The organism is Cupriavidus sp. JZ107, assembly GCF_053903255.1.
In genome coordinates this window covers 1,214,584-1,237,354 of record NZ_CP096480.1, presented here as the reverse complement: position 1 = coordinate 1,237,354, position 22,771 = coordinate 1,214,584, and the positions used below count along the sequence as shown (strand labels likewise).

The following is a 22,771-nucleotide window of genomic DNA, read 5'->3' as shown; positions in this document are numbered from 1 at the left end:
ATGGACCGACTGTCGTCACGCCAGCCGCAGGAATTGCAATTTCAGACGCACGATGGCCAGGCGCTGTTCTATCGGCATTGGCCGGCGGTGGAGGGGCAGCCGCGCGGAGCGGTGGTGCTGTTCCATCGCGGTCACGAACATTCCGGCCGAGTCGCCCACCTTGCCGACGAACTGAATCTGCCGGGCTACGACATCTTTGCCTGGGACGCCCGCGGCCATGGGCGCTCGCCGGGCGAGCGCGGCTATAGCCCGAGCCTGGCCGACTCCGTGCGCGATATCCAGACCTTTACCGAGCATATCGGCGCCAACCACGGTATCCCGCTGCAGCGGATGGCGGTGCTGGCGCAGAGCGTCGGCGCCGTGCTGGCCGCAACCTGGGTCCACGACTACGCGCCGCCGATCCGTGCGCTGGTGCTGGCCTCGCCCGCGTTCAAGGTCAAGCTGTATGTGCCGTTCGCGCGCCCGGGCCTGAAACTGATGCACCGGCTGCGCGGCAAGTTCTTCGTCAACAGCTATGTCAAGGCAAAGTTCCTGACTCACGATCCGGAGCGCATTGCCAGCTATGACAACGATCCGCTGATCACGCGGCCAATCGCGGTCAATATCCTGCTCGATCTGTACGAGACCGCCGAACGGATCGTCGCCGACGCCGCGGCGATCACCGTGCCGACGCAGCTGCTGATCTCCGGCGCTGACTGGGTGGTCCATCGCGGCCCGCAGGACCGCTTCTACGAACGGCTGGGCAGCCGGACCAAGGAGCGCATCGTGCTCGACGGCTTCTATCACGACACGCTGGGCGAGCGCGACCGCCAACGCGCGGTCGATGCGGCGCGGCGCTTCATCGTGCGCGAATTCGACGCGCCGTCGGCGCCGCGCTCGCTGCTCGATGCCGACCAGATCGGCCCGTTCCGCGAGGAATCGGACCGGCTCGCCTCGGCGCCGACGGGCCTGGCGGCGTGGTATTGGCGCGCGGCGCGCGCCAACCTCAAGCTCGGAGGGCTGCTGTCCGACGGCGTGCGGCTTGGGCACCAGACCGGCTTCGATTCGGGCTCGACGCTCGACTACGTCTATCGCAACACGCCATCGGGCCGCGGCGCGCTGGGCCGGATGGCCGACCGCCAGTACCTCGGGGCGATCGGCTGGCGCGGCATCCGTCAGCGCAAGGCTCACGCCGAGGAACTGATTGCCGAGGCAGTGCGCCGGCTGCAAGCGGCCGGCATGCCGGTGCGGATCGTCGATATCGCGGCCGGCCACGGGCGCTACGTGCTCGAGGCGCTGGAGAAGCTCGATCGCACCGCAGTCGAATCGATCCTGCTGCGCGACTACAGCGCGCTGAACGTCGAGCAGGGCAGGGCGCTGATCGCGGCCAAGGGGTTGGCGGGCATCGCCCGCTTCGAGCAGGGCGATGCGTTCGATGGCGACGATCTGGCCGTGCTGTCGCCGGCGCCGACCTTGGCCGTCGTCTCCGGCCTGTACGAGTTGTTCCCCGATAACGCAATGATCCGCCGCTCGCTCGATGGCATGGCGCGTGCGGTGCCGCCGGGCGGCTATCTGGTCTACACGGGCCAGCCCTGGCATCCGCAGCTCGAGTTCATCGCCCGCGCGCTGACCAGCCACCGCGCCGGCGCGGCGTGGGTAATGCGGCGCCGCTCGCAGGCCGAGATGGACGAACTGGTGCGCACCGCTGGTTTCGACAAGGTGACGCAGCGGATCGACCGCTGGGGCATCTTCACCGTCAGCCTGGCGCGCAGGCGCGACGCATGAGCGCCTTGCCTGCCGACACGCAGTCTGGGACGCAGCCTGCTCCGAGGGAGGCCCGCCCCTGGGGCCTGGCCTGCGTGCTGCTGGCGTTGGCCGGCGCGCTGTTCTTCTCGAGCTATGGCTTCGCCAACTGGCTTGCCAGCCAGCGCGCGCACGTGCCGTCGTTCTACTTCGGCTGGGAACGCGGCATCCCGTTCGTGCCGTGGACCATCGTGCCGTACTGGTCGATCGACCTGCTGTACGGCATCTCGTTTTTCCTGTGGCGCACGCGCGCCGGGCTGCTGACGCACGTCAAGCGCCTGGTCGCGGCGCAATTGATCTCGGTTGCCTGCTTTATCGTATTCCCGCTGCGCTTTGCCTTTACCCGTCCCGAGGCTGACGGTCTGCCGGGGCAGCTGTTCACGCTGCTTGGCGGCTTCGACCTGCCCTTCAATCAGGCGCCGTCGCTGCATATCAGCCTGCTGATCATTCTGTGGGTCGCGTTTGCCGCGCATCTGCCGAGGCGCTGGCACTGGCTGCTGCATGGCTGGTTCGCGCTGATCGGCGTCTCGGTGCTGACGACGTGGCAGCACCATCTGGTCGACGTGCCTACCGGCGCGCTGGTTGGCTGGCTGTGCGTCTACCTGTTTCCGCTGCGCCTGCCGGCGATCGCACCGAGTGCGGCGGATGTGGCCACGCGCCGGCTCGCGCGCCGCTACGCGCTCGGGGCGGTGGTGACGCTGCTGTGCGCGCTGCTGGCGCTGGGCACCTCGGTCACGCTGGCGCTGTTGCTGCTGTGGGGCGCGCTGGCGCTCGCCTGGGTCGCCCGCATCTATGCGCTGGCGGCGCCGGCCTGGTTCCAGAAGGACAGCGACGGCACCATGGCGATCGCCGCGCGCTGGGTGCTGGCACCCTATCTGCTGAGCGCCTTTCTCAATTCGCGTTGGTGGACGCGGCGGGACCCGCAGGCAAGCGTCATCGCGGACGGCATTCGGGTAGGGCGTTTCCCCACGCGGGCGGACCTGCGCGCGTGTGCCGCCGATGCCGTGCTCGACCTCAGCGCGGAACTGCCGCGCGCGGTCGGCGACGACGCGATCGCCTATCGTTGCGTGCCGATGCTGGATCTGACCGTGCCCACCGCCGCGCAGCTCGATCAGGCGGTAGCCCAGCTCGACGCGTGGCACGCGGCGGGCAGGCACGTATTGGTCAGTTGCGCGCTTGGCTATTCGCGCAGCGCGATGGTGGTGACCGCGTGGCTCGCGCGTCGTCAAGGTTCGCCCGATGCCGCGGCGGCCGTCGACGCGGCGCTTGCCCATCTGCGTACGCACCGTCCTGCGGTCGTGCTCGGCGACGCCCATGCCGACGCGCTGCGGCGGTGGCTCGTGCAGGCCCGGGCAACGGAGATCGACCATGCCGCCTGATTCGATGCAGAAGGGCGCCGGCGCAAACGTCGAAGCCAACATCGACGCCTGGACCGCGCATGCCGTTGCCGGTGCGCTGTCCGGCGCCATCTGGATGGCGGGTGCGGGGCTGGCGTTCGGCCTTGCGACCGTCTGGCTGCTCGTTGCCAACGATTTGCCCGGCTGGCTCGCGGGCATGCCGGTGCTGCTCGCGCTGGCCCAGCTCTGGCTGCTGCTGCGCGTGGCGATCGACCGCCGGCTATTCGAGGCGCTGGCAGCCTACGCGAGCCGCCACGGCGCGGCCGATCTGGCGGGCCTGGATGCGGCACTGCTGCAGCTCGGCTGGATCGCGCTAGGCCGCCAGGGCCGGACGATGACCGACCGCGCCCGTGGTGCGCTGCGGCTGGTGCGGCTGTGCGGCGCGCTGGCCGTGATCCAGTTTGTCTTGACCTTCCTCACATCGATCCTGGGATAACGCCATGTGGATTGCCCGCGTGACCGCGCGCGCCATCATCGTCTTCGCCCGCCTGCTGACCGGCATGCGCGCCAACTGGCAGGGCTGCGTGCCGGCGGCGGTGCAGCGCGTCTACTTCGCCAATCACAGCAGCCACGGGGACTTCGTGCTGATCTGGGGCTGTCTGCCGCCGGAGCTGCGGCCGCGCACACGGCCCGTGGCGGGCGCCGATTACTGGGACCGCTCGGCGCTGCGGCGCTTCATCGGGCGCGATGTCTTTCGTGCGCTGCTGATCGACCGCACCCGCAGCGACCCGGGCAGCGATCCGGTCGCGCTGATGCGCGGCGCGCTGGAAGGCGGCGATTCGCTGATCCTGTTTCCCGAGGGCACGCGCAATACGACCGAGGCAAGGCTGCTGCCGTTCAAGAGCGGCATCTTCCATCTGGCGCGCGCCTGCCCGTCGGTGGAGTTCGTGCCCGTGTGGATCGACAACCTGAACCGCGTGATGCCCAAGGGCGAGATCGTACCGGTGCCGCTGCTGTGCACGGTGACGTTCGGGCAGCCGGTGCTGCTGGTCCCGGACGACGACAAGGACAGCTTCCTCGCCCGATGCCGCGACGGCCTGCTCGCGCTCGCTCCCGTACTGGATTGATTTGCCATGCCGACCCTGCATTGGAACCACGAGACCTGGCTGTTGTTCGGTGGCCTGTTTGCTGTGCTGCTGCTTGCCTCGACGGTGACGCTGCTGCTGCGTTGGCGGATCGCCGGCGGCGGCGCGCATCCGGTGATCGACAACCTCGCGCAGCGGGTCTGGGCCTGGTGGTGGATGATCGGCGTGATGGGCGTGGCCTTCGCGCTGGGCCGCACCGCGGTGATCGTGCTGTTCTACCTGCTGTCGTTCTTCGCGCTGCGCGAGTTCGTCACCATCACGACGACGCGGCGCGGCGACCATCGCGCGATCGTCGCCGCCTTTTTCCTGTTCCTGCCGCTGCAATACGTGCTGGTCTATGTCGACTGGTACGGCATGTTCTCGATCCTGATTCCGGTCTACGCCTTCCTGCTGCTGCCGATCCTGGCCGCGCTGTCGGCCGAGACCACGCGTTTTCTCGAACGCTGCGCTGGCGTGCAGTGGGCCGTGATGATCTGCGTGTTCTGCATCTCGCATGTGCCGGCGCTGCTGACGCTGCCGATTCCCGGCTTCGAGGGCCGCAACCTGCTGCTGATCGCGTTCCTGGTGATCGTGGTGCAGGGCAGCGACGTGCTGCAGTACGTCTGGGGCAAGTTGTGCGGCAAGCGCAAGATCGCGCCGCTGCTGTCGCCGTCCAAGACGGTAGAGGGCTTCGTCGGTGGCGTCGCCAGCGCGACCGCGCTCGGTGCCGCGCTATGGTGGATCACGCCGTTCGCGCCATGGCAGGCCGGCGCGATCGCGCTGGTCATCGCGCTGATGGGATTTCTCGGCGGGCTCGTGATGTCGGCGATCAAGCGCGACCGCGGCATCAAGGATTGGGGCCAGATGATCCAGGGCCACGGCGGTATGCTCGACCGGCTGGACTCGGTGGTGTTTGCCGCGCCGGTGTTCTTCCATATCACGCGGTATTGGTGGGTGCCGTGATGGCGGTCGCTCCGCCGCGTTAGCCAATCGCCGTTTGCCTTCACCGCTAGAGCAGCCCCGTGCCGCGCACGGCCAGCCATGCGCCCGCGCCGATGCCGGCGGCGCCAATGGCCCTGGCGGTCCGCTCGCCGGCCGGCGCCACGCGTTCGGCACTGATTGCCACGGTAGCGGCCGCCATGGCGCCGAGGTCCATCACGCCGACCGCCGCCAGGCTCGCGGTCGCGCCCGCGCAGCACTGGATGCAGTGCAGGCCGAGACGAAGGCCATGCCTGCAGGCGGCGCGCGCGTCTTGCCGCGACGCTGCAGGGAACGCGTGCCGGCAGCCGGCCAACAAGCCGGATTTCCAGGCAGTGAATTGCGTGGCGCCTGCAACGAGCACAACAACCCCGGCAAGCGCGGGCATGGCACGCGCCAGCTCCGGCCACTGCATCGCAAGCGCAGCCAGCGCGGCGCCGACGGCGAACACCGCCGCTCCCAGCGCCGACCAAACCACGAAGTAGGCCACCGCGGCCACTACAGTGAGGCGCATGGCGCGCCCCGTGCCCTCTGCGGCCAAGCGATAGCGCCACAGCGCCGGCGCGATCGACGGCAGCATCATCGCCACCATCATCACAGCCCACTTGCCGATGAAAGAGGCCGCGGCGCCTGCCCAGGTCTGCCCGCACATCGGCGTCCAGGCCATCGACAGCGTCCAGCCGCCCGGCATCGGCGTGGCCGCCATCGAAGACATCGCGCCATGCAGCGTCACGGTGGCCGCGGCGCACAGCCCGAACAGCAGGGCGCAGACGCCGGCAAAGACTCGACGGCCGGCGTCGCCGCACGTCGGCTCGGCGCGCGCACAGCAGCTCCCCGGCTCAGCGATCGTCGTACTCGTCATGGCGGCGCCACCAGACACCCGTTTCGTTGCGGCCCTTGGGCGCGCGATCCAGCCACTGGTACATGCCCCAGAGTCCGTCCAGTCCGCGCGAATACGCCGAGTAGGTGTGATAGACCACGCCGTCCTCCATCACGAAGGCGCTCAGGCCTGGCCGGTCGCGGTGGAAGGTAGCGGTATCGGTGCCGCACATCGCGGCGATCCGGTCTTCCGCCGCCTGGCCGCCGCCTTCCATGTTGCGGCGCCATCCGCGTACGGCGGGCTCGCGGCGGTAGTTGTATTCGATGTCACCGTCGCGCTGCTGCGCGGTGGTGAACGACACGTTGAAGTCGGCATTGAAGTCGCTGTCGTGCGACGACGCCCACGGGAAGGTCCATCCCATGCGCTGCTTGTAGGCCTGAAGCTTGGCAAGCGGCGCGCGCGATACGGCGGTCAGCGCGACGTCGTGGTTGGCGAGGTGGACGGCAAAGCCGTTGAAGCCGTCGGCGATCGACGAGCACGACGGGCAGCCGGCCTTGTAGTCGGGCCCGAACATGAAGTGATAGACCAGCAGCTGGGAGCGGCCGCGGAACAGGTCTGCGAGCGTCGCGGGGCCCTCGTCGGTGTCGAACCGATAGGTCTTGTCGATTCGCAGCCAGGGCAGCGCCTGGCGTTGGCGGGCAATTTCGTCGCTGCGCCGCGTCAGCGCCTTCTCGGCCTCGAGCAGCTCCAGGCGGGCGGCCAGCCACTGTTCGCGGGTGGCGGTGGGATGGGTGGTCATCGTGTTTGCTCCTTGTGGACGTGGCGCGGGCTGCGGTGCGGTGTCATGCGGTGTCTTCGGATGTTGTGCAATGCACAGCGGCAAGCCGGGCCGGTGGATCGTCGTGCTAGATTAGGCGCCGGCCTCGACAGGGAGGGAGTGACAAGTGTGGCGTGATTCGAATGGACCCGACGATCTCGGCAGCGGCCCGCGCGCTCGCCGCCGGTGACCCGCTCGGGGCGCTCAATTGCGTAGCGCTGCGCGACGACGCGCCGGCGCTGGCGCTGCGCGGCATCGCGATGGCGCAGCTCGGCGACCTCGCGCGGGCCAAGGCGCTGGTGCGCAGCGCCGCGCGGGCCTTCGGCAGCCGGTCGCCCGTTGCCCGTGCCAGGTGCGTGGTGGCCGAGGCGGAGATCGCCCTGGCTGCGCGCGACCTTGGCTGGCCGGCCAGGGCGCTCGATGCGGCCCGCCTGACGCTCGAGGCGAACGGCGACCGCGCCAATGCGGCGCATGCGCGCTATCTGGCGAGCCGCCGGTTATTGTTGATCGGGCGCCTGGACGAGGCCGAGCAGATGCTGACAGGGGTCGATCCGGCGAAGCTGCCGCCGGCACTGCGGACCGTGCACGAACTGGTGATCGCCGGCATCGCCATGCGGCGCGTGCATGCGCGCAGCGCCGCCGCGGCGCTCGACCGCGCGCGCCACGCGGCCCGCCGGGCGGCCGTTCCGGCCCTGGCCGCGGAGGTCGACCGGACCGCCGCGATGCTCGCCGGTCCCGCGGCCCGCCTGATCGATCGCGGCGAAACGCGACAACTACGGCTGGACGAAGTCGAGGCACTGCTTGCATCGAACACGCTGGTGGTCGACGGGTGCCGCCACGCCGTGCGCCACGCCGGCACGGTGGTCCCGCTGGCCACGCGGCCGGTCCTGTTCGTGCTCGCGCACGCCTTGGGCGAGGCCTGGCCGGACGATGTACCGCGCGACAGCCTGATCGCGCATGCCTTTCGCATCAAGCATGCCGATGATTCGCATCGGTCCCGTCTGCGTGTCGAAATGGGCCGGCTGCGTGCCGCCATTCGGTCATTGGCCGACATCCGCGCGACGGCGCGCGGCTATGCGCTGGTGCCGCACGGCACACGGCCGGTCGTGGTGCTGGCACGGCCGGTCGACGAGCGGCATGCCGCGGTGCTGGCCTTGCTGGCCGATGGTGAATCGTGGTCGAGCTCCGGATTGGCATTGGCGCTCGGCGCCAGCCAACGCACCGTGCAACGCGCGCTCGACGCGCTGGCAGAGGCAGGCAAGGTGCAGGCCGTTGGCCATGGACGGGCGCGCCGGTGGATGACGGCGCCGGTGCCGGAAATCACGACGACCTTGTTACTCCCGGCGATCCCGAGCCTGGACTAGGATGCCGGCATGAACGCGTCATCGCGCCGCCTGCTCGGCCATCGATGACGCGCCATGTCCTTCAGGCCCTCATCCACCCAGGAAACCAGCATGAAAACCATTCCCGCAGAAGTCCTCCAGGAGTACGGTCCGTTCCCCGGCATCGAGGCGGTCCACGGCGTGTCGTATGACGGCAAGCATGTCTGGGTCGCGTCCGGAGACGGGCTCCACGCGATGGATCCGAACAGCGGCCGGATGCTTCGATCGATCGATGTCACCGCCAATGCCGGCACCGCCTTCGACGGGCGCTACCTGTACCAGATCGCCGGCGACCGTATCCAGAAGATCGACCCGCAGACCGGCCAGGTCGTCTCGACCATCCCTGCACCCACCGACGGCGGCAACTCCGGACTGGCCTGGGCTGAAGGCACGCTATGGGTCGGCGTATGGCGCGATCGCAAGATCCATCAGGTCGATCCGCAAACCGGCGCGGTGCTGCGCACGCTGACGTCCGACCGCTTCGTCACCGGTGTCACCTGGGTCGACGGCGAACTGTGGCACGGCACCTGGGAGGGCGAGGCCAGCGACCTGCGCCATGTCGATCCCGCAACCGGCGAAGTGATCGAGCGCATCGAGATGCCGGCAGGCATGGGCGTGTCGGGGCTCGAGTCCGATGGTGGCGATCGCTTCTTCTGCGGCGGGGGCGAGAGCGGCAAGGTGAGGGCAGTGCGGCGCAAGCGGGCTGGCGCGGAAGCAAAAGGTGCCAACGCGGGTGCATAACGGGTAGGATGACGGCGGCCTCGCCGCGCCCATATCGGCGCCGCCCCCCATTCTCACACCGTTGCCCGAATGTCCTCTGTCTCCGGCCGTCAGTCACCGCCCGGCACATCGTCCCATTCCATCGCACGTCATCGCTCGGCACGCCGCTGGGCGCTGGCCGGTTTTGCGCTTGGCGCTGCATGGATTGCCATTTCTTTCGACGCGCTCGAATTCGGCGGCTGTTGGGGCGGCGGCTTCCTGTTCTTGGGCGCGTCGGCGCTCTTCGTTCCCTCGGGGTTGATCTGCCTTGCCATCGCGGCGTGGCGCCGCCCCTCGAGCCTGCTATGGCCTATCCTTTGGCTGGTCCTGCTCGCGTGTGTCGCGGTGCTGGTCGGGGCTGCCATACCAGATTCCCCTTGCGGGACTGCATGAGGGCTGCGCCCCGCTCGCGTGCCCGCCGTTCTGCCAGTTATTTGCTACGCTCCGATGGGTGCAACCCTGAAGGAGCGATCCATGGCGCATCAACTTTCGAGCTGGGCTGCGGGCGACGCCGAGATGGCGGCGGTGTTGCGGAACGATCCTGCTGTCCGGCAGGCCCGTATCGATCTGGCGGCCTGCCTGCGCATGGCGGCGCGGCTCGGGATGGCGGAGGGCATCTGCAACCATTTCTCGGCGACGTTGCCGGGGCACCCCGGGCTGTTCCTGGTCAATCCGCTGGGGCTGGCCTTCTGCGAAGTCACGGCTTCGCGCCTGCTGGTCTGCCATGTCGACGGCCGCGTGCTCGATGGCGACGGCGAGCCCGAGGCCACGGCCTTCTTCATCCATGCCCGCCTGCACATGCGCAAACCCTCGGCGGTCGCGGCCTTTCATACGCACATGCCGAACGCGACCGCGCTGGCGATGGTCGATGGCGAACCGCTGGTATGGGCTGGGCAGACCGCGCTGAAGTTCTACGGCCGCGTGGCCACGGTGCCGTTCAACGGGCTGGCGCTGGATGAACTGGAGGGCGATCGCATCGCGGACGCGATGGGCAATGCGGACATCGCCTTCCTGCGCAACCACGGCGTGATGGTGACCGCGCCGAACATCGCGCAGGCGTGGGACGATCTTTATTACCTGGAGCGTGCGGCCGAGGTCCAGGTGCGCGCGCACGGCACCGGTCGCAAGTTGATACCCGTGCAGCCCGACGTCGCGGCCCTGTGCGCGCGGCAGATGCGCGAGGGCGATCCCGACAGCGCGCGCCTGCATCTGGCGAGCATCCACCGTCAGTTGGCACGGCTCGAGCCCGATTATCTCGACTGAGGCCGCGTGCGTGCTGCCGCTCAACCGGCGGTCAGCAGATCGATCATCGCCCGTGCCGCCGCCGACTGGCGGCGGTGCGGCGCGTAGATCAGCGAGAACGGCCGCGAGCGCCCCCGCAGAAGCGGCAGCACTTCGACCAGCCGCCCGCGCTCGATCCGGTCGCGCACGATGAAGTCATAGCTCTGGCAGATGCCGGCGCCGTGCTCGGCGAGCGAGACCACGCCCAGCACATCGTCGGAGATCGCGATCGGGGAGCTGGTGGCCCAATCGATATCCCGGTCGCCGTCGCGAAATACCCAGGGCGCAATGCGGCCAGTGCTGGGCAGCACGAAGGGCAGGCAGACGTGGCGATGCAGATCGTCCAGCGTCCGCGGCGTGCCCGCGCGCCGCAGATAGTCCGGGGCCGCGACCAGACATAGCGCCGCATCTTCGAGCTTGCGCGCAACCAGCCCGCTGTCGGGCAGCTCGCCGAGACGGATGGCGAGGTCGAAGCCCTCCGCCACCAGGTCGACATTGCGGTTCGTGATGTTCAGTTCCACCTGCACGCGCGGGTACTGCCGCGTGAAGCGCGCCAGCAACGGCGGCAGCCGGAAGTGTCCATAGGTGGTCGGCACGCTGAGGCGCACCCTTCCCGACAGTTCGCCTTCCTGACCCTGTATCTCACGCTCGGCGTCGTCGAGCAGCGTGAAAGCAGCGCGTGCCTGTTCGACATACTGCCGTCCCGCGTCGGTCAATCCGATGCGGCGCGTGGTCCGGCGCAGCAACTGGCTGCCGAGCCGGGCCTCCAGCCGGGCGATGGCGCGGCTTAGCACCGAAGCGGTCGTCGACAACGCCACGGCCCCGGCCGTGAACGACCCATGCTCTACCACCGCCAGGAAGGCTTCCACGTCCCCAAGATGGTCGAAGCGGCGCGCCATTATGTCCTCCGGGGAACAGATGAATTCGATGGTGGCCAGTTTATCTCCGTCGGTGCGGGTAATAAAGTCCGGTATCCCCATCCGATCACGAGGAATCCCATGGATCTTCAGTTGCAAGGCAAGACTGCCATCGTTACCGGCGCCACGGCCGGCATTGGTCTGGCCATCGCCCGGACCCTGGCGCGCGAGGGCGTTGCGGTGACGATCACCGGCCGTCATCGCGACAAGCTCGATGCCGCCGTCGCGCAGATCGCCGCGGCCGCGCCCTCCGCCAAGGTGTCGGGCTTCGTCGCCAACCTGGGTAGTGCCAGCGGCGCTGCCGCGCTCGCCGAGGCCGTGCCGGACACCGACATCCTGATCAACAACCTGGGCTACTACGAAGCCCGGCCCTTCGCGGAAATCACCGACGAAGACTGGCTGCGCATGCTGGACATCAACGTGATGTCCGGCGTGCGGCTGTCGCGCCATTACTTCCCGCGCATGCTGCAAAGGAACTGGGGCCGTGTGATCTTCATCTCCAGCGAGGTCGGCGCTTTCACGCCGCCGGACATGGTGCACTACGGCGTCAGCAAGTCGGCGCAGTTGGCGGTGTCGCGCGGCATGGCAGAGCTGACCAAGGGGACCGGCGTCACGGTCAACAGCGTGCTGCCGGCCGCGACACGTTCGGACGGCATCGTCGAATACCTGCGCCAGACCGCGCCGCGTCCGGGCATGAGCGATGCCGAGATCGAAGCGTATTTCTTCGAGACGTACCGGCCCAGTTCGCTGATCGCTCGCATGATCGAGGCGGACGAGATTGCCGCGATGGTGGCGCTGCTCGCCAGTCCGCTCGGCGCTGCGTCCAATGGGGCTGCCGTCCGTGTCGACGGCGGGTCGTTCCGCTCGATCCTTTGATGGGCGGCGCCAATCAAATTGGCAACCGCTGACCGCTAGCCATCGGCTTTGGCCACTGACCGCAATTGCCAACCACGATCGCCGGCAGGAACGAGCTCGAGTCCGCACCGCTCGCTCGTTGACTGTCGGCCCAACGTTCCGGACATCATCATGCTGCTTTCCTCACCCCGTCTTACCGCGCTGGCGTTCACCGCGCTGACCGCGCTCACCGCCGTGCCCGCGTTTGCCGGTGCCGGCGATTCCGCGGCCCAGGTTCCTCTCGAACGCTGGCGCAGCTATGCAGGCGTCAGCTGGGAGCCGTCCCGGCAGCGCGCGGACCCGGCGCCATTTGCCGGTTCGGTCAACGCGCCGATCGCCGGCATTCATTTCGATGCCGAGGGCCGCGCCTTCGTCAGTACGCCGCGGCTGGTATCCGCCGAGGCGCCCGCAACGCTGAGCGTTCTCGATACCGCGGCGCAGAGCGGCCCCGCTCGCCTGTCGGCCTTTCCGTCGGTGGACGGCAATGCGGTCGATGCCGCCCCGGACACGCATCTGCGCAATGTGCTGGGCTTTCATGTCGACCGCCGCAACGGCTGGCTATGGGCGCTCGACATGGGCTTCGTCGCGGGACAGGCGGAGGCACCCGCCGGCGCACAGAAGGTGATGGTCTACGATCTGCGTACCGGTCGCACGGTTCGCCGTATCGCGCTGGACGGCGTGGCCGACCGCCAGGGCAGCTTCCTGAACGATATCGTCGTCGACGAGCGGCGCCGGATCGCCTACGTCTCCGACAGCGGCCTGCGCAGCGCCCCGGACAATCAGGCGGGCCTGATCGTGGTGGACCTTGCCGCCGGCAAGGCGCGGCGCGTGCTGGACCGGCACGCGAGCCTGCTGCCGGAGCCCGGCGCGAAGGTGGTCTCGCATGGCGCCGAGGTGTGGCCGGGCAACCCGTTGAAGCTCGGCATCAACGGCATCGCACTGTCGCCCGATGGCAGCACGCTGTACTGGGCCGTTACCACGGGGACCCACATCCATGCTGTGCCGACGCGGCTGCTGCGCGACCCGGGCGCCAGCCCGGAGAGCCTGGCCGCGGCGGTGCGCGATCTGGGCGACGTCGGCGGCAATACCGATGGCATCGTCACCGACGCGAAGGGCAACCTGTACATCACCGACGTCACGCGCAACGGGATCGTCAAGTACGACCCGGCCTCCGGTGCGATGTCGCTGTTAGCCGCCGACGAGGGCGTGCACTGGCCCGACACCCCGGCGCTGCTGCCCAACGGCGATCTGGTGTTTACCGCCAGCCATCTGAACGGGCATTTCGCGGGGGCGGTCAAGGCCGGCGAGGAGCGCTACGAGTTGTGGCGCCTGCCGCTGCATCGGACCCCAGGCAAGCGCGACTGAGCCGGGCGGCGCGGGTTCGAAGCGATGGGGGTTGGCAAGGAGGCTACGGACAACGGATGATATGGCGATTTCCCGCGCACCCATATCGACCCCAGGAGCCAAAACGATGAGATTGATCGGCATGCTCGATTCCCCCTATGTCCGCCGCGCCGCGATCACGATGCGCCTGCTGGGGCTGTCCTTCCAACATGAACCGGTCTCGGTGTTCCGCACCTTCGAGCAGTTCCGCGCCATCAACCCGGTCGTCAAGGCGCCATCGCTCGTCTGCGACAACGGCGTGGTGCTGATGGACTCGACGCTGATCATCGACTACGTCGAAGCGCTGGCCGGACGCAGCCTGATGCCGGCGGAGCTGGCGGCGCGCCAGCGCGACCTGCGCGTGATCGGCCTGGCGCTGGCCGCTTGCGAGAAGGCGGTGCAGAACGTCTACGAGCACATGCTGCGGCCGGCGGAGAAGCAGCACCAGCCGTGGGTCGAGCGCGTCGACGGCCAGCGCACCAGCGCCTTTGCCTTGCTCGAGGAAGAGGTCGCGCGCCTGCCCGTGCCGGTGCAGGAGACCGCGCTGACGCAGGCGCAGCTGACGACCGCAGTGGTTTGGACGTTCACGCAGGCCATGCTGCCGGGGGCGGTCGATGCTGACAAGCATCCGGCCATCGCGTCGCTGACGGCGGCCGCCGAGCGCTTTCCGGTATTCGAGGCGTGGCCGCACGCCTGACAGAAGTCCGCCCCGGCAGGATCAAAGACCCGTCTGCTGAACCTCTACCCGATACGGGGCAAACGCGGCCAGGTCGGGCACCACGCCGAAACCGGGCGCGTCGCCAAGCTGCACGCAACCGTCGCTCAGGCGCATGACGGGCGCCGCCATCGCGTCGCGCAGCGGGTTCGGGTTGGCATCGACCTCGACATAACCAGCGCCGCCCGCGGCGGTTTTCAGGTGCAGCGAGGCGAGCAGGCCAATGCCGGCGCCCAGCCAATGCGGGCAATACCATTTGCCGGCCGCGATGGCTTGCTGCGCGACGTCGAGGCATCCCGTCAGTCCGCCCCATTTGCCGGCGTCCGGCTGGATCACCGACATGCCGGGCACGCCGATGAACTCGCGATACTGCGCATGGCCGCACAGGTTTTCGCCGCCGGCAAGCCGCAGGGGCTGCGCGGCGGCGAGCTTGGCCCACATCTGCGGTGGCGCATCGGCGCGCACCGGCTCTTCCAGCCACAGCAGATCGAATGGCGCCATGCGATGACCGGCGGCCACCGCTTCCTCGGCATCCCAGGCTTGGTTGGCATCGACCATCAGCACCGCATCGCCGCCAAGCGCATCGCGCATGTCGCGCAAGTTGGCGTGATCGCGCTCCGCCCCGAAACCGACCTTGAGCTTGAAGCCTCGGTAGCCCTCGTCGCGCTTGGCCAGCGCCAGCTCGGCCGGATCGGTCGGATTGATGCCCGACGCATAGACCGGCACCGGCCACGCGCGCGCACCGCCCAGCGCGCGCCAGACCGGCTGGCCCGCGCGCCGCGCGAACAGGTCCCACATCGCCATGTCGATGCCGGCGGCGATCTGGTGCAGCGGGCCGGGCTCGCCGGTCTGCAGCATCAGCACCGCCAGCCGCGCCACCAGCGTTTCCCAGGCCTGTCGGGGCGAGGCCCACGCCTGGCCCGTCACGATGGGCCGGCCGTACGCCAGCAGCAGGCGCGCTCGGTGTTCGGCGCCTACCGTCGGGAAATTGCACCAGACCTCGCCCCAGCCTTCGCAGCCATCGCTGTCGGTCAGCCGGACCAGCACCGCGGGTCGGTCTCGCATGATGCCGAACGAGGTCTGCACCGGCGGATCGGCGGGGGCGCGCAGGACGAAGGCATCGAGCCGCTCCACCTTGACCGGCGTCGCGCTCGGTCGGCCGCCGAGCATGCGGTCCGCCATCAGGTTCGCCATCAGGTCCGCCATCACGCCACCCCCGCCACGCAGACGTACTTGATCTCGAGGTAGTCGTCGATGCCGTAGCGCGAGCCTTCGCGCCCCATGCCCGACTGCTTGATGCCGCCGAACGGCGCCGCCTCGTTGGCGATCAGGCCGCTGTTGACGCCGACGATGCCGCATTCCAGAGCCTCGGCGACGCGCCAGATGCGCGCCATGTCGTGCGAGAAGAAGTAGCCCGCCAGCCCGTATTCGGAATCGTTGGCCATGGCGACCGCGTCCTCCTCGGTCTCGAAGCGGATCAACGGCGCCAGCGGGGCAAAGGTCTCCTCGCGCGCGACCAGCATCGCCTGCGTGACGCCGGTCATCACCGTCGGCTCGAAGAAGGTGCCGCCCAGCGCGTGGCGCGATCCGCCGCACAGCACTTGCGCGCCGTGCTCGCGGGCGTCGGCGATATGCTCCTCGATCTTGGCGACCGCGTGGCGGTCGATCAGCGGTCCGATGGAGACCCCGGGCTCGGTACCCGGGCCGACGCGCAGCGCGCCCACCGCATCGGCGAGCCGTCGCGCAAAGGCATCGTAGACGCCGGCCTGCACGTAGATCCGGTTCGCGCAGACGCAGGTCTGACCGGCATTGCGAAACTTGGCGATCATCGCGCCCTGTACCGCGGCATCGAGGTCCGCATCGTCGAACACGATGAAGGGGGCATTGCCGCCAAGCTCCATCGAGGTCTTCTTGATCTGGTCGGCCGAGGCCTTCAGCAGGCCGCGGCCGACTTCGGTCGAGCCGGTGAAGGTGATCTTGGCGATCCTGGGGTTGCGGCAGAATTCGTCGCCGATGCGGGATGCGTCGCCGGTCACCACCGAGAACACTCCCGCGGGCACGCCGGCGCGCTGCGCCAGCTCGGCAAGCGCCAGCGCGGACAGCGGCGTCTTCGAGGCGGGCTTGAGCACCATGGTGCAGCCCGCGGCCAACGCGGGGCCCGCCTTGCGCGTGATCATGCCGTTGGGGAAGTTCCACGGAGTGATGGCCGCGCAGACGCCCACCGGCTGCTTGAACACCAGGATGCGGCTGCCGGGCTCGGCCGGCGGCACGATGTCGCCGTAGACGCGCTTGGCTTCCTCGGCGAACCACTCGAGATAGGCGGCATTGGCGAGGATCTCGCCGCGCGCCTCGGCCAGCGGTTTGCCTTGCTCGGCGGTCAGCAGTTGCGCCAGATCGTCGACGTGGGCCACCACGAGTTCATACCAGCGCCGCAGGATCGCGGCGCGCTGCCTGGCCGGCCGGGCGCGCCACGCCGGCAACGCGGCATGGGCGGCATCGATGGCGCGTCGGACCGTGTCGAGATCGAGCCGGGGCACCGTGCCCACCAGCTCGTCGGTGGCCGGATTGCGCACCAGCAGGGTTTCGCCGTTGGCGGCATCGGACCATTCGCCGCCGATCAGGCATTGCTGGCGGAACAGGGTGGGATCTTGGAGGTGCATGGTGGTCTGCGGGTCTGCGGAAAGAGAGGGGCGACGAAAGGGAGTCGAATCGGCGGCGCTCAGGTGACCGGCGTCAGTGCGCCGCGGCCTTCGGCAAACGCGACCGCATTGGCCACCACGAGGTCGGCCATGGCGCGGCGCGTGCCGACCGTGGCGCTGGCGATGTGGGGCGTCAGCACGACGTTGGGCAACGCGGCGAGCGCGGCCGGCACCTCGGGCTCGTGCGCGAACACGTCGAGGCCGGCCCCGGCCAGCGCGCCTTGCTGCAGCATCTCGACCAGCGCCTCTTCGTCGACGACGCTGCCGCGCGCAATATTGATCAGCACGCCGTCGGGGCCCAGCGCTTCCAGCACGTCGCGCGAGACCAGCCGCTCGGTGCCAGCGCCGCCCGGCGTGGCGACGATCAGCACATCGACCGCGCCGGCCAGCGCCCGGGGCGTGGGATGCCAGTCGTAGGGCTCGAACGCGTCGCGTTGGCGATTGCAGTACGACACCTCGGTATCGAAGGCCAGGCAGCGCTGCGCGATCAGCTTGCCGATGCGGCCCAGGCCCAGCACGCCGATGCGGGTGACGGCGAGCCGCCGGCCCAGCGGCATCGGCCCTTGGGACCAGCGGCCCTCGCGCACGAAGCGGTCGGCGGCCGGGATCTGCCGAAACACCGCCAGCAGCAGCGCCAGCGCGAGATCGGCCACGTCGCGCGACAGCACGTCAGGGGTGTTGGTCACCACGACGCCGCGCTCGCGGGCCCAGCCCATGTCGATGCCGTCGTAGCCCACGCCATTGCAGGCAATCAGCGACAGATTGGGTAGTTGCGGCCCAAGCCCCGCCGGCAGGCCAGCGGCGCCGCTGGCGATGACCGCGGTCACGCGCGCCCCTTGTTCGGCGAGAAAGCGCGCGGGATCGGACAGGTCGCGCCAGCGCACCACGTCGAAATGCCGGGCGAGCGGCAGCAGCGGTTCGTCGGCCAGCGGCGCGACGACCAGAATGACAGGCAATGCGGCAGGCAATGACATGCGGACGGTGTGGGGTTCAGTAGATCGGCGGCTCGACGGTCGGCGCGTTGCCGGCGAGGCTGGCGAAGTCGCAGCCTTCGTTGGCCTGCGTCACTTCGTGCTGGAAGATGCGGCCATAGCCGCGCGCATACGGCAGCGGCGGCGGCTGCCAGTCCGCGCGCCGCGCTTCGAGTTCGGCGTCGGACACCAGCATGTCGAGGCGGCGAGCGCCGATGTCGAGCCGCACGAGGTCGCCGGTGCGCAGCAGCGCGAGTGGCCCGCCGACTGCCGATTCCGGCGCCACGTGCAGCACGCAGGTGCCGTAGTGGGTGCCGCTCATGCGGCCGTCGGAGATGCGTAGCATGTCGCGCACGCCTTCGCGCAGCAGCTTCTTGGGGATCGGCAAATTGCCCCACTCGGGCATGCCGGGACCGCCGATCGGGCCCGCATTGCGCAGCACCAGCACGGTAGAGGCATCGACGTCGAGGTCGGGGTCGTCCATCGCCGCGAACATCTCGGCGTTGGAATCGAATACCCGCGCGCGACCCTCGTGTCGCAGCAGGTGAGGGCTGGCGGCCGACGGCTTGATCACCGCGCCGTCCGGGCACAGATTGCCGCGCAGCACGGCCAGCGCGAGACCGGCCTCCGGGCATTCCGGCGTGCCCGTCTTCAGCGGCCGGTCGAGGTCGAGCACGGTGCCATCGTCCTCGCAGGGCCAGGCGGCGATGTTCTCGCCGAGCGTGCGGCCAGTGACCGTGCGCGCTTCCAGGTCCAGGTGCGGCGCGATCCTTTGCAGCACGGCGGGCAGGCCGCCGGCATAGTGGAAGTCCTCCATCAGGCGTTCGCCGGAGGGATAGAGGTTGGCGATCACTGGCACATTGCGCGCGACCGCGTCGATCTCGTCCAGATCCAGCGCGACGCCCGCGCGGCCGGCCATTGCCGGCAGATGCACCGCGGCGTTGGTCGAGCCGCCGAGCGCGGCGTAGGCGGCAACCGCATTGAGGAAGGCCGCCTTGGTGGCGATCTGCGATGGCCGCAGGTCCTCCCACACCATCTCGACGATGCGCTGCCCGCAATGCCATGCCATGCGGCTATGCGCCGCGTCGACGGCGGGGATGCTCATCGCGCCCGGCAGCGTGAAGCCCAGCGCCTCGACGATGGCCGTCATCGTGCTGGCCGTTCCCATCGTGTTGCAGGTGCCCACCGAGCGAGTCATGCGCGCCTCCATCGCGACCCATTCGTCCCTGGCGATATTGCCGATGCTGTATTCGGCGAAGTACTTCTTGGTGTGGGTGCCGGCGCCGACCGCGGCGCCACGGTAGCGGTCGTTCAGCATCGGGCCGGCCGGCACGAAGATCACCGGCAGGTCCATCGAGAACGCGCCCATCATCAGGCCAGGAGGCGTCTTGTCGCAGCCGCCCATCAGCACCGCGCCGTCGAGCGGCAGGCTGCGCAGCAGCTCTTCGGTCTCGATCGACAGCAGATTGCGATAGAGCATGGTGGTCGGCTTGACCATCACTTCGCCCAGGCTCAGCGCGGGCAGCTCCAACGGATAGCCGCCCGCCTGCAGCACGCCGCGCTTGACCGATTCGGCGCGCTCGCGCAGATGCGCGTGGCACGGCGACAGCTCGCTCCAGGTATTGATGATGCCGATCACCGGCCGGCCCATGAAGGCCTCGCGGGCCAGCCCCTGCTGCTGCATGCGCTGACGATGCGCGAAGCCGCGAATATCGTCGCTGGCGAACCAGCGATGGCTGCGCAGATCTTCCGGGCGGCGCGGCGGCTTGTCTGGATGAGTCATGCTTGCGATTCCTTCGTTTTGCCGCAACTCGTTCAGTACGCCGAGTGTGCCGCGCCGGGGCCGCGGCCGAAACGCGTGGCCAGATCGTCGGCGCTCTTGCGCAGCAGCACCTGGTCGGTGCCGACCGCGACGAACAGCGCACCAAGATCGAGGCATTCCTGCGCACGCTTCTCGTCGAGCATCAGGATGCCCGGGGCCTTGCCACAGGCGCGGATGCGGCGGATCGCCCCGTCGATGGCCGCGCGCACGCGCGGGTGGTTCAGCTCGCCCGGCACGCCCATGCTGGCCGACAGGTCGGCCGGCCCGATGAAGATGCCGTCGACGCCGTCCACCGCGGCGATCGCTTCGAGCCGTTCCAGCGCTTCCTCGGTCTCGATCTGGACCAGCACGCAGATCTGCGCATCGGCATCACGCACATAGTCGGCATCGCGGCCGAAGCGCGAGGCGCGCATGGTGCCGCCCATGCCGCGCAAGCCGCGCGGCGGATAGCGCGTGGCGGCGACCGCGGCGGCGGCTTCTTCGGGCGTCTGCACGAACGGGAACAGCAGCGACTGTGCGCCGATGTCGAGATAGCGCTTGACCAGCACCATGTCGTTCCAGGCGGGGCGCACCACCGCCGAGGTGGTGCCGGTGCGGCCCGCGTCGACCGCCTGCAGTTGCTGCTGCATCAGCACAGGATCGCTGGCGGTGTGCTCGGTGTCGAGCATCAGCCAATCGAAGCCGGAGCCGGCGATCAGCTCGGACACATAGGGGAACGGCAGCGTGGACCAGAGGCCGATCTGGGGGCGCTGCTCGAGCAGCGCCTGCTTGAAGTGGTTGCGTGAGGGCACGTGTGCTCCGGAGTGGAGGAGAATCAGTCAGTCGGGTCGGTCGGGTCAGTCGATCTTGACGTTGGCGGCCTTGATCAGCGCCCCCATCGAGGTGTAGTCCGACTTGATGCGTTCGGCAAACTCGGCCGGCGTGGAAGACAGGACCTCGGTGCCCTGGGCCTCCTGCGGGGCGCGGAAGGCCGGGCTCTTCAGGATCTCCACCATCTCCTTGCTCAGCCGCTCGACGATCGGTTGCGGCGTACCGGCGCGCACCAGCATGCCGCTCCACGGCACCTGCACCACGCCAGGCGCACCGGCTTCCTTCATGGTCGGCACATTGGGCAGCAGCGGGGCGCGCTTGTTGTCGGCCACCGACAGGATGCGGACCTTGCCGGACTTCTCGTAGGCCAGCACCGCGTTCAGGTTGTGGAACATCATCGGAATCTGCCCGCCCAGCACGTCGGTCAGCGCGGCGGGGCCGCCCTTGTAGGGCACGTGGGTCAGCGTGGTGCCCGTCTTCTGCTGGAACAGCACGCCGGTCAAGTGCATCGTGTTGCCATTGCCCGCCGAGCCGAAGTTCAGCGAGCCCGGGGCGGCCTTGGCGGCGGAGACCACGTCGGCCACGGTGCGATACCGCGCCGCGGCGTTGACCACCAGCACGTTCGGGGTCTGATTGGTCAGCGTGATCGGCTGGAAGTCCTTGAACGGATCGAAGCCTGGCGACTTGTACAGATGCGGGTTGACCGCAAGCGTGCTGACCGAGCCGAAGAAGATCGTGTAGCCGTCGGCTGGCTGCTTGGCAACGTAGGCCGCGGCGATGTTGCCGTTGGCGCCCGCGCGATTCTCGATGACGACCGGCTGGCCCAAACGCTGGGACAGCGCCTGCGCGAACGGGCGGGCAAAGGCATCGGCGGCGCCGCCGGGCGGCTGCGGCACGACCATTACGACAGGGCGCTCGGGCCAGGCGGCAAGGGCCGCGGGTGCCGCCGCGGCGAGGAAGGGGACGGCCAACAGGGGCAGCATCTGGGCCGCGCGACGGACGGAATGCATCAGGGTGTCTCCATGGAAAAGGCGATGTCAGGCTCGCCTCGATCGTCGATGTTACCGGTTACATTTTGGCGTGAGCGTTCCAATGAAACCGGTAACATTGGCGGAGTGTATAATCCGCTGCGCTCAATCGTCAACCCGTCAACCGACCCCGCCGGCAGCATGCCCACCGATCCTGGCTCCGTTCCTCCCGCCAAATCCGCCTCCACGCGGTCGCGCGCTTCGCGGCCGAGGTCGGGCACCTATACGGTCCATGACGTTGCCCGGCTGGCGGGTGTGTCGTCGGTCACGGTGTCGCGCTACTTCAACGAACCGCAAAAGGTCTCCGAGGCACTGCGCGCCAGGCTGGCACAGGTCATCGAGCAAACGGGCTACGTGCCGAACCAGGTGGCGCGGATTCTTGCAACCAACCAGGGCGGAGTGGTCGGTGCCGTGATGCAGAACGTCACCAGTCCCACGTTTGCGGACATGGTGCGCGGCATGATGGACGTCGCCGAGCGCAACGATCTGCAGTTGCTGCTGGCGAACAGCAATTTCTCGCGCGATTCCGAGGCGCGGGCGCTGCGGACGTTTGCGGGATGGCATCCACGCGCGCTGATCCTGACGCGCAGCGATCATTCGCCCGAGTCCGATGCGCTGCTGGCCAAGCTGAAGGTGCCGATCGTCGAGGCATGGGAAGTGCATGCCGGCCGGCCGTTTCACCAGGTAGGGTTCTCGCAGCGGCTAGTCGGACGGATGCTGGCCGAACACTTCATCGGTCAGGGAGCGGCACGCATCCGCTTCGTGCTCAACGGCGTCGTCGAAGACGGCCGTGCCACGCGGCGCAGCGAGGGCTACGCGCAGGCGATGCGCGACGCGGGGCTCGTGCCCGATGTCTGGCGTGCGCGAGCGAGCGACGACGTCGAGGCGGCGCGCGAAGCGATGGCCGCACTCTCGGCCTTGCATTCCGGTGAACGGCCGCAGGCGGTGATCTTTGCCAACGACAATATGGCGATCGCCGCGATCCTGTGCGCACGGGCACATGGCCTCGCCATTCCGCGCGAGCTGGCCGTGGCGGGATTTGGCGATACGCCGCTGGCCGCCGTGACCACGCCTTCGCTGACCACGGTGCGTCCCAATCCCTATGCGATCGGCAGCCGCGCCGTGGATATCGTCGTGGCGTCGCTGCATGACGGCGCTGCGGCGGCCGGCCCGCAGGTGCACGAGATCGCCTGCGAACTCGTGGTCAGGGAAAGCAGCCGCGTAGTGCGTTAGCGCGGCCGCCTTTGGACAG

General features: G+C 69.0%; 21 protein-coding genes. 12 read left to right on the top strand and 9 right to left on the bottom strand.

Annotation, left to right across the window (positions count from 1 at the left end):
• From M1D55_RS05260 to M1D55_RS05240, 5 genes are read left to right on the top strand one after another with little or no spacing between them, the layout of a single operon-like run.
• Positions 1-1,764, top strand: a complete 1,764-nt coding sequence (locus M1D55_RS05260; RefSeq protein ID WP_064576563.1) for a bifunctional alpha/beta hydrolase/class I SAM-dependent methyltransferase — start codon at positions 1-3, stop codon at positions 1,762-1,764.
• Positions 1,761-3,161 (top strand): phosphatase PAP2/dual specificity phosphatase family protein, encoded by a 1,401-nt coding sequence (locus M1D55_RS05255; protein WP_064576562.1) that lies wholly within the window; start codon positions 1,761-1,763, stop codon positions 3,159-3,161. The genes M1D55_RS05260 and M1D55_RS05255 overlap by 4 nt, the downstream gene beginning before the upstream one ends.
• The gene (locus M1D55_RS05250; RefSeq protein WP_231906504.1) at positions 3,151-3,615 is read left to right on the top strand and encodes a hypothetical protein; all 465 of its coding nucleotides are present in this window, start codon (positions 3,151-3,153) and stop codon (positions 3,613-3,615) included. Before M1D55_RS05255 ends, M1D55_RS05250 begins: the two co-directional genes overlap by 11 nt.
• Positions 3,616-3,619: 4 nt before the next feature.
• Positions 3,620-4,246 carry a lysophospholipid acyltransferase family protein gene (locus M1D55_RS05245; RefSeq protein ID WP_023264868.1) on the top strand — a complete coding sequence of 209 codons (627 nt, stop codon included), beginning with the start codon at positions 3,620-3,622 and terminating at the stop codon, positions 4,244-4,246.
• Positions 4,247-4,252: 6 nt separating this feature from the next.
• Positions 4,253-5,206, top strand: coding sequence for a phosphatidate cytidylyltransferase (locus M1D55_RS05240; protein WP_053823971.1), 954 nt, complete (start codon positions 4,253-4,255; stop codon positions 5,204-5,206).
• Between the two features lie 46 nt (positions 5,207-5,252).
• Here the strand turns inward: M1D55_RS05240 and M1D55_RS05235 are convergent, their stop codons facing one another.
• Positions 5,253-6,083: a DUF2182 domain-containing protein gene (locus M1D55_RS05235; RefSeq protein WP_456280301.1), complete on the bottom strand. Its 831-nt coding sequence runs from the start codon at positions 6,081-6,083 to the stop codon at positions 5,253-5,255.
• The gene (locus M1D55_RS05230; RefSeq protein WP_456280300.1) at positions 6,061-6,840 is read right to left on the bottom strand and encodes a DUF899 domain-containing protein; all 780 of its coding nucleotides are present in this window, start codon (positions 6,838-6,840) and stop codon (positions 6,061-6,063) included. Before M1D55_RS05230 ends, M1D55_RS05235 begins: the two co-directional genes overlap by 23 nt.
• A 161-nt stretch (positions 6,841-7,001) precedes the next feature.
• On the opposite strand from M1D55_RS05230, the gene M1D55_RS05225 reads away from it, so the two are divergent.
• From M1D55_RS05225 to M1D55_RS05215, 3 genes are all read left to right on the top strand, one after another.
• Positions 7,002-8,222: a helix-turn-helix domain-containing protein gene (locus tag M1D55_RS05225; protein WP_456280299.1), complete on the top strand. Its 1,221-nt coding sequence runs from the start codon at positions 7,002-7,004 to the stop codon at positions 8,220-8,222.
• Positions 8,223-8,312: 90 nt separating this feature from the next.
• On the top strand, positions 8,313-8,981 hold the full coding sequence (locus tag M1D55_RS05220; protein ID WP_006577261.1) for a Vgb family protein: 669 nt from the start codon (positions 8,313-8,315) through the stop codon (positions 8,979-8,981).
• 492 nt (positions 8,982-9,473) lie between these two features.
• Positions 9,474-10,262 carry an aldolase gene (locus M1D55_RS05215; protein WP_456280298.1) on the top strand — a complete coding sequence of 263 codons (789 nt, stop codon included), beginning with the start codon at positions 9,474-9,476 and terminating at the stop codon, positions 10,260-10,262.
• A gap of 20 nt (positions 10,263-10,282) precedes the next feature.
• On the opposite strand, the gene M1D55_RS05210 is transcribed toward M1D55_RS05215, so the two are convergent.
• Entirely contained in the window at positions 10,283-11,179 is an 897-nt protein-coding gene (locus tag M1D55_RS05210) for a LysR family transcriptional regulator (protein ID WP_064575164.1), read from the bottom strand.
• Positions 11,180-11,278: 99 nt separating this feature from the next.
• Here M1D55_RS05210 and M1D55_RS05205 point away from each other — a divergent pair, with 99 nt between their 5' ends.
• The 3 genes from M1D55_RS05205 (at position 11,279) to M1D55_RS05195 (ending at position 14,171) form a co-directional block, all read left to right on the top strand.
• Positions 11,279-12,073, top strand: a complete 795-nt coding sequence (locus tag M1D55_RS05205) for an SDR family NAD(P)-dependent oxidoreductase (RefSeq protein WP_456280297.1) — start codon at positions 11,279-11,281, stop codon at positions 12,071-12,073.
• Positions 12,074-12,223: 150 nt separating this feature from the next.
• Positions 12,224-13,456 carry an L-dopachrome tautomerase-related protein gene (locus tag M1D55_RS05200; protein WP_456280296.1) on the top strand — a complete coding sequence of 411 codons (1,233 nt, stop codon included), beginning with the start codon at positions 12,224-12,226 and terminating at the stop codon, positions 13,454-13,456.
• Positions 13,457-13,562: 106 nt separating this feature from the next.
• Positions 13,563-14,171 carry a glutathione S-transferase gene (locus M1D55_RS05195; protein ID WP_456280295.1) on the top strand — a complete coding sequence of 203 codons (609 nt, stop codon included), beginning with the start codon at positions 13,563-13,565 and terminating at the stop codon, positions 14,169-14,171.
• Between the two features lie 21 nt (positions 14,172-14,192).
• Here the strand turns inward: M1D55_RS05195 and M1D55_RS05190 are convergent, their stop codons facing one another.
• From M1D55_RS05190 to M1D55_RS05165, 6 genes are read right to left on the bottom strand one after another with little or no spacing between them, the layout of a single operon-like run.
• Entirely contained in the window at positions 14,193-15,383 is a 1,191-nt protein-coding gene (locus M1D55_RS05190; RefSeq protein ID WP_456280294.1) for a mandelate racemase/muconate lactonizing enzyme family protein, read from the bottom strand.
• Positions 15,384-15,394: 11 nt separating this feature from the next.
• Positions 15,395-16,849: an NAD-dependent succinate-semialdehyde dehydrogenase gene (locus M1D55_RS05185; RefSeq protein WP_456280293.1), complete on the bottom strand. Its 1,455-nt coding sequence runs from the start codon at positions 16,847-16,849 to the stop codon at positions 15,395-15,397.
• Between the two features lie 59 nt (positions 16,850-16,908).
• The gene (locus M1D55_RS05180; RefSeq protein ID WP_456280292.1) at positions 16,909-17,862 is read right to left on the bottom strand and encodes a 2-hydroxyacid dehydrogenase; all 954 of its coding nucleotides are present in this window, start codon (positions 17,860-17,862) and stop codon (positions 16,909-16,911) included.
• 16 nt (positions 17,863-17,878) lie between these two features.
• Positions 17,879-19,642 (bottom strand): L-arabinonate dehydratase, encoded by a 1,764-nt coding sequence (gene araD, locus M1D55_RS05175; protein WP_456280291.1) that lies wholly within the window; start codon positions 19,640-19,642, stop codon positions 17,879-17,881.
• A 32-nt stretch (positions 19,643-19,674) separates the two neighbouring features.
• A complete protein-coding gene (locus M1D55_RS05170; protein ID WP_456280290.1) occupies positions 19,675-20,472 on the bottom strand; it encodes an HpcH/HpaI aldolase family protein in 798 nt (265 codons plus the stop codon).
• A 45-nt stretch (positions 20,473-20,517) separates the two neighbouring features.
• Entirely contained in the window at positions 20,518-21,501 is a 984-nt protein-coding gene (locus tag M1D55_RS05165) for a Bug family tripartite tricarboxylate transporter substrate binding protein (RefSeq protein ID WP_456280289.1), read from the bottom strand.
• Positions 21,502-21,513: 12 nt separating this feature from the next.
• Here M1D55_RS05165 and M1D55_RS05160 point away from each other — a divergent pair, with 12 nt between their 5' ends.
• Positions 21,514-22,752: a LacI family DNA-binding transcriptional regulator gene (locus M1D55_RS05160; protein WP_456280288.1), complete on the top strand. Its 1,239-nt coding sequence runs from the start codon at positions 21,514-21,516 to the stop codon at positions 22,750-22,752.
• The last annotated feature ends 19 nt before the right edge of the window (positions 22,753-22,771 follow it).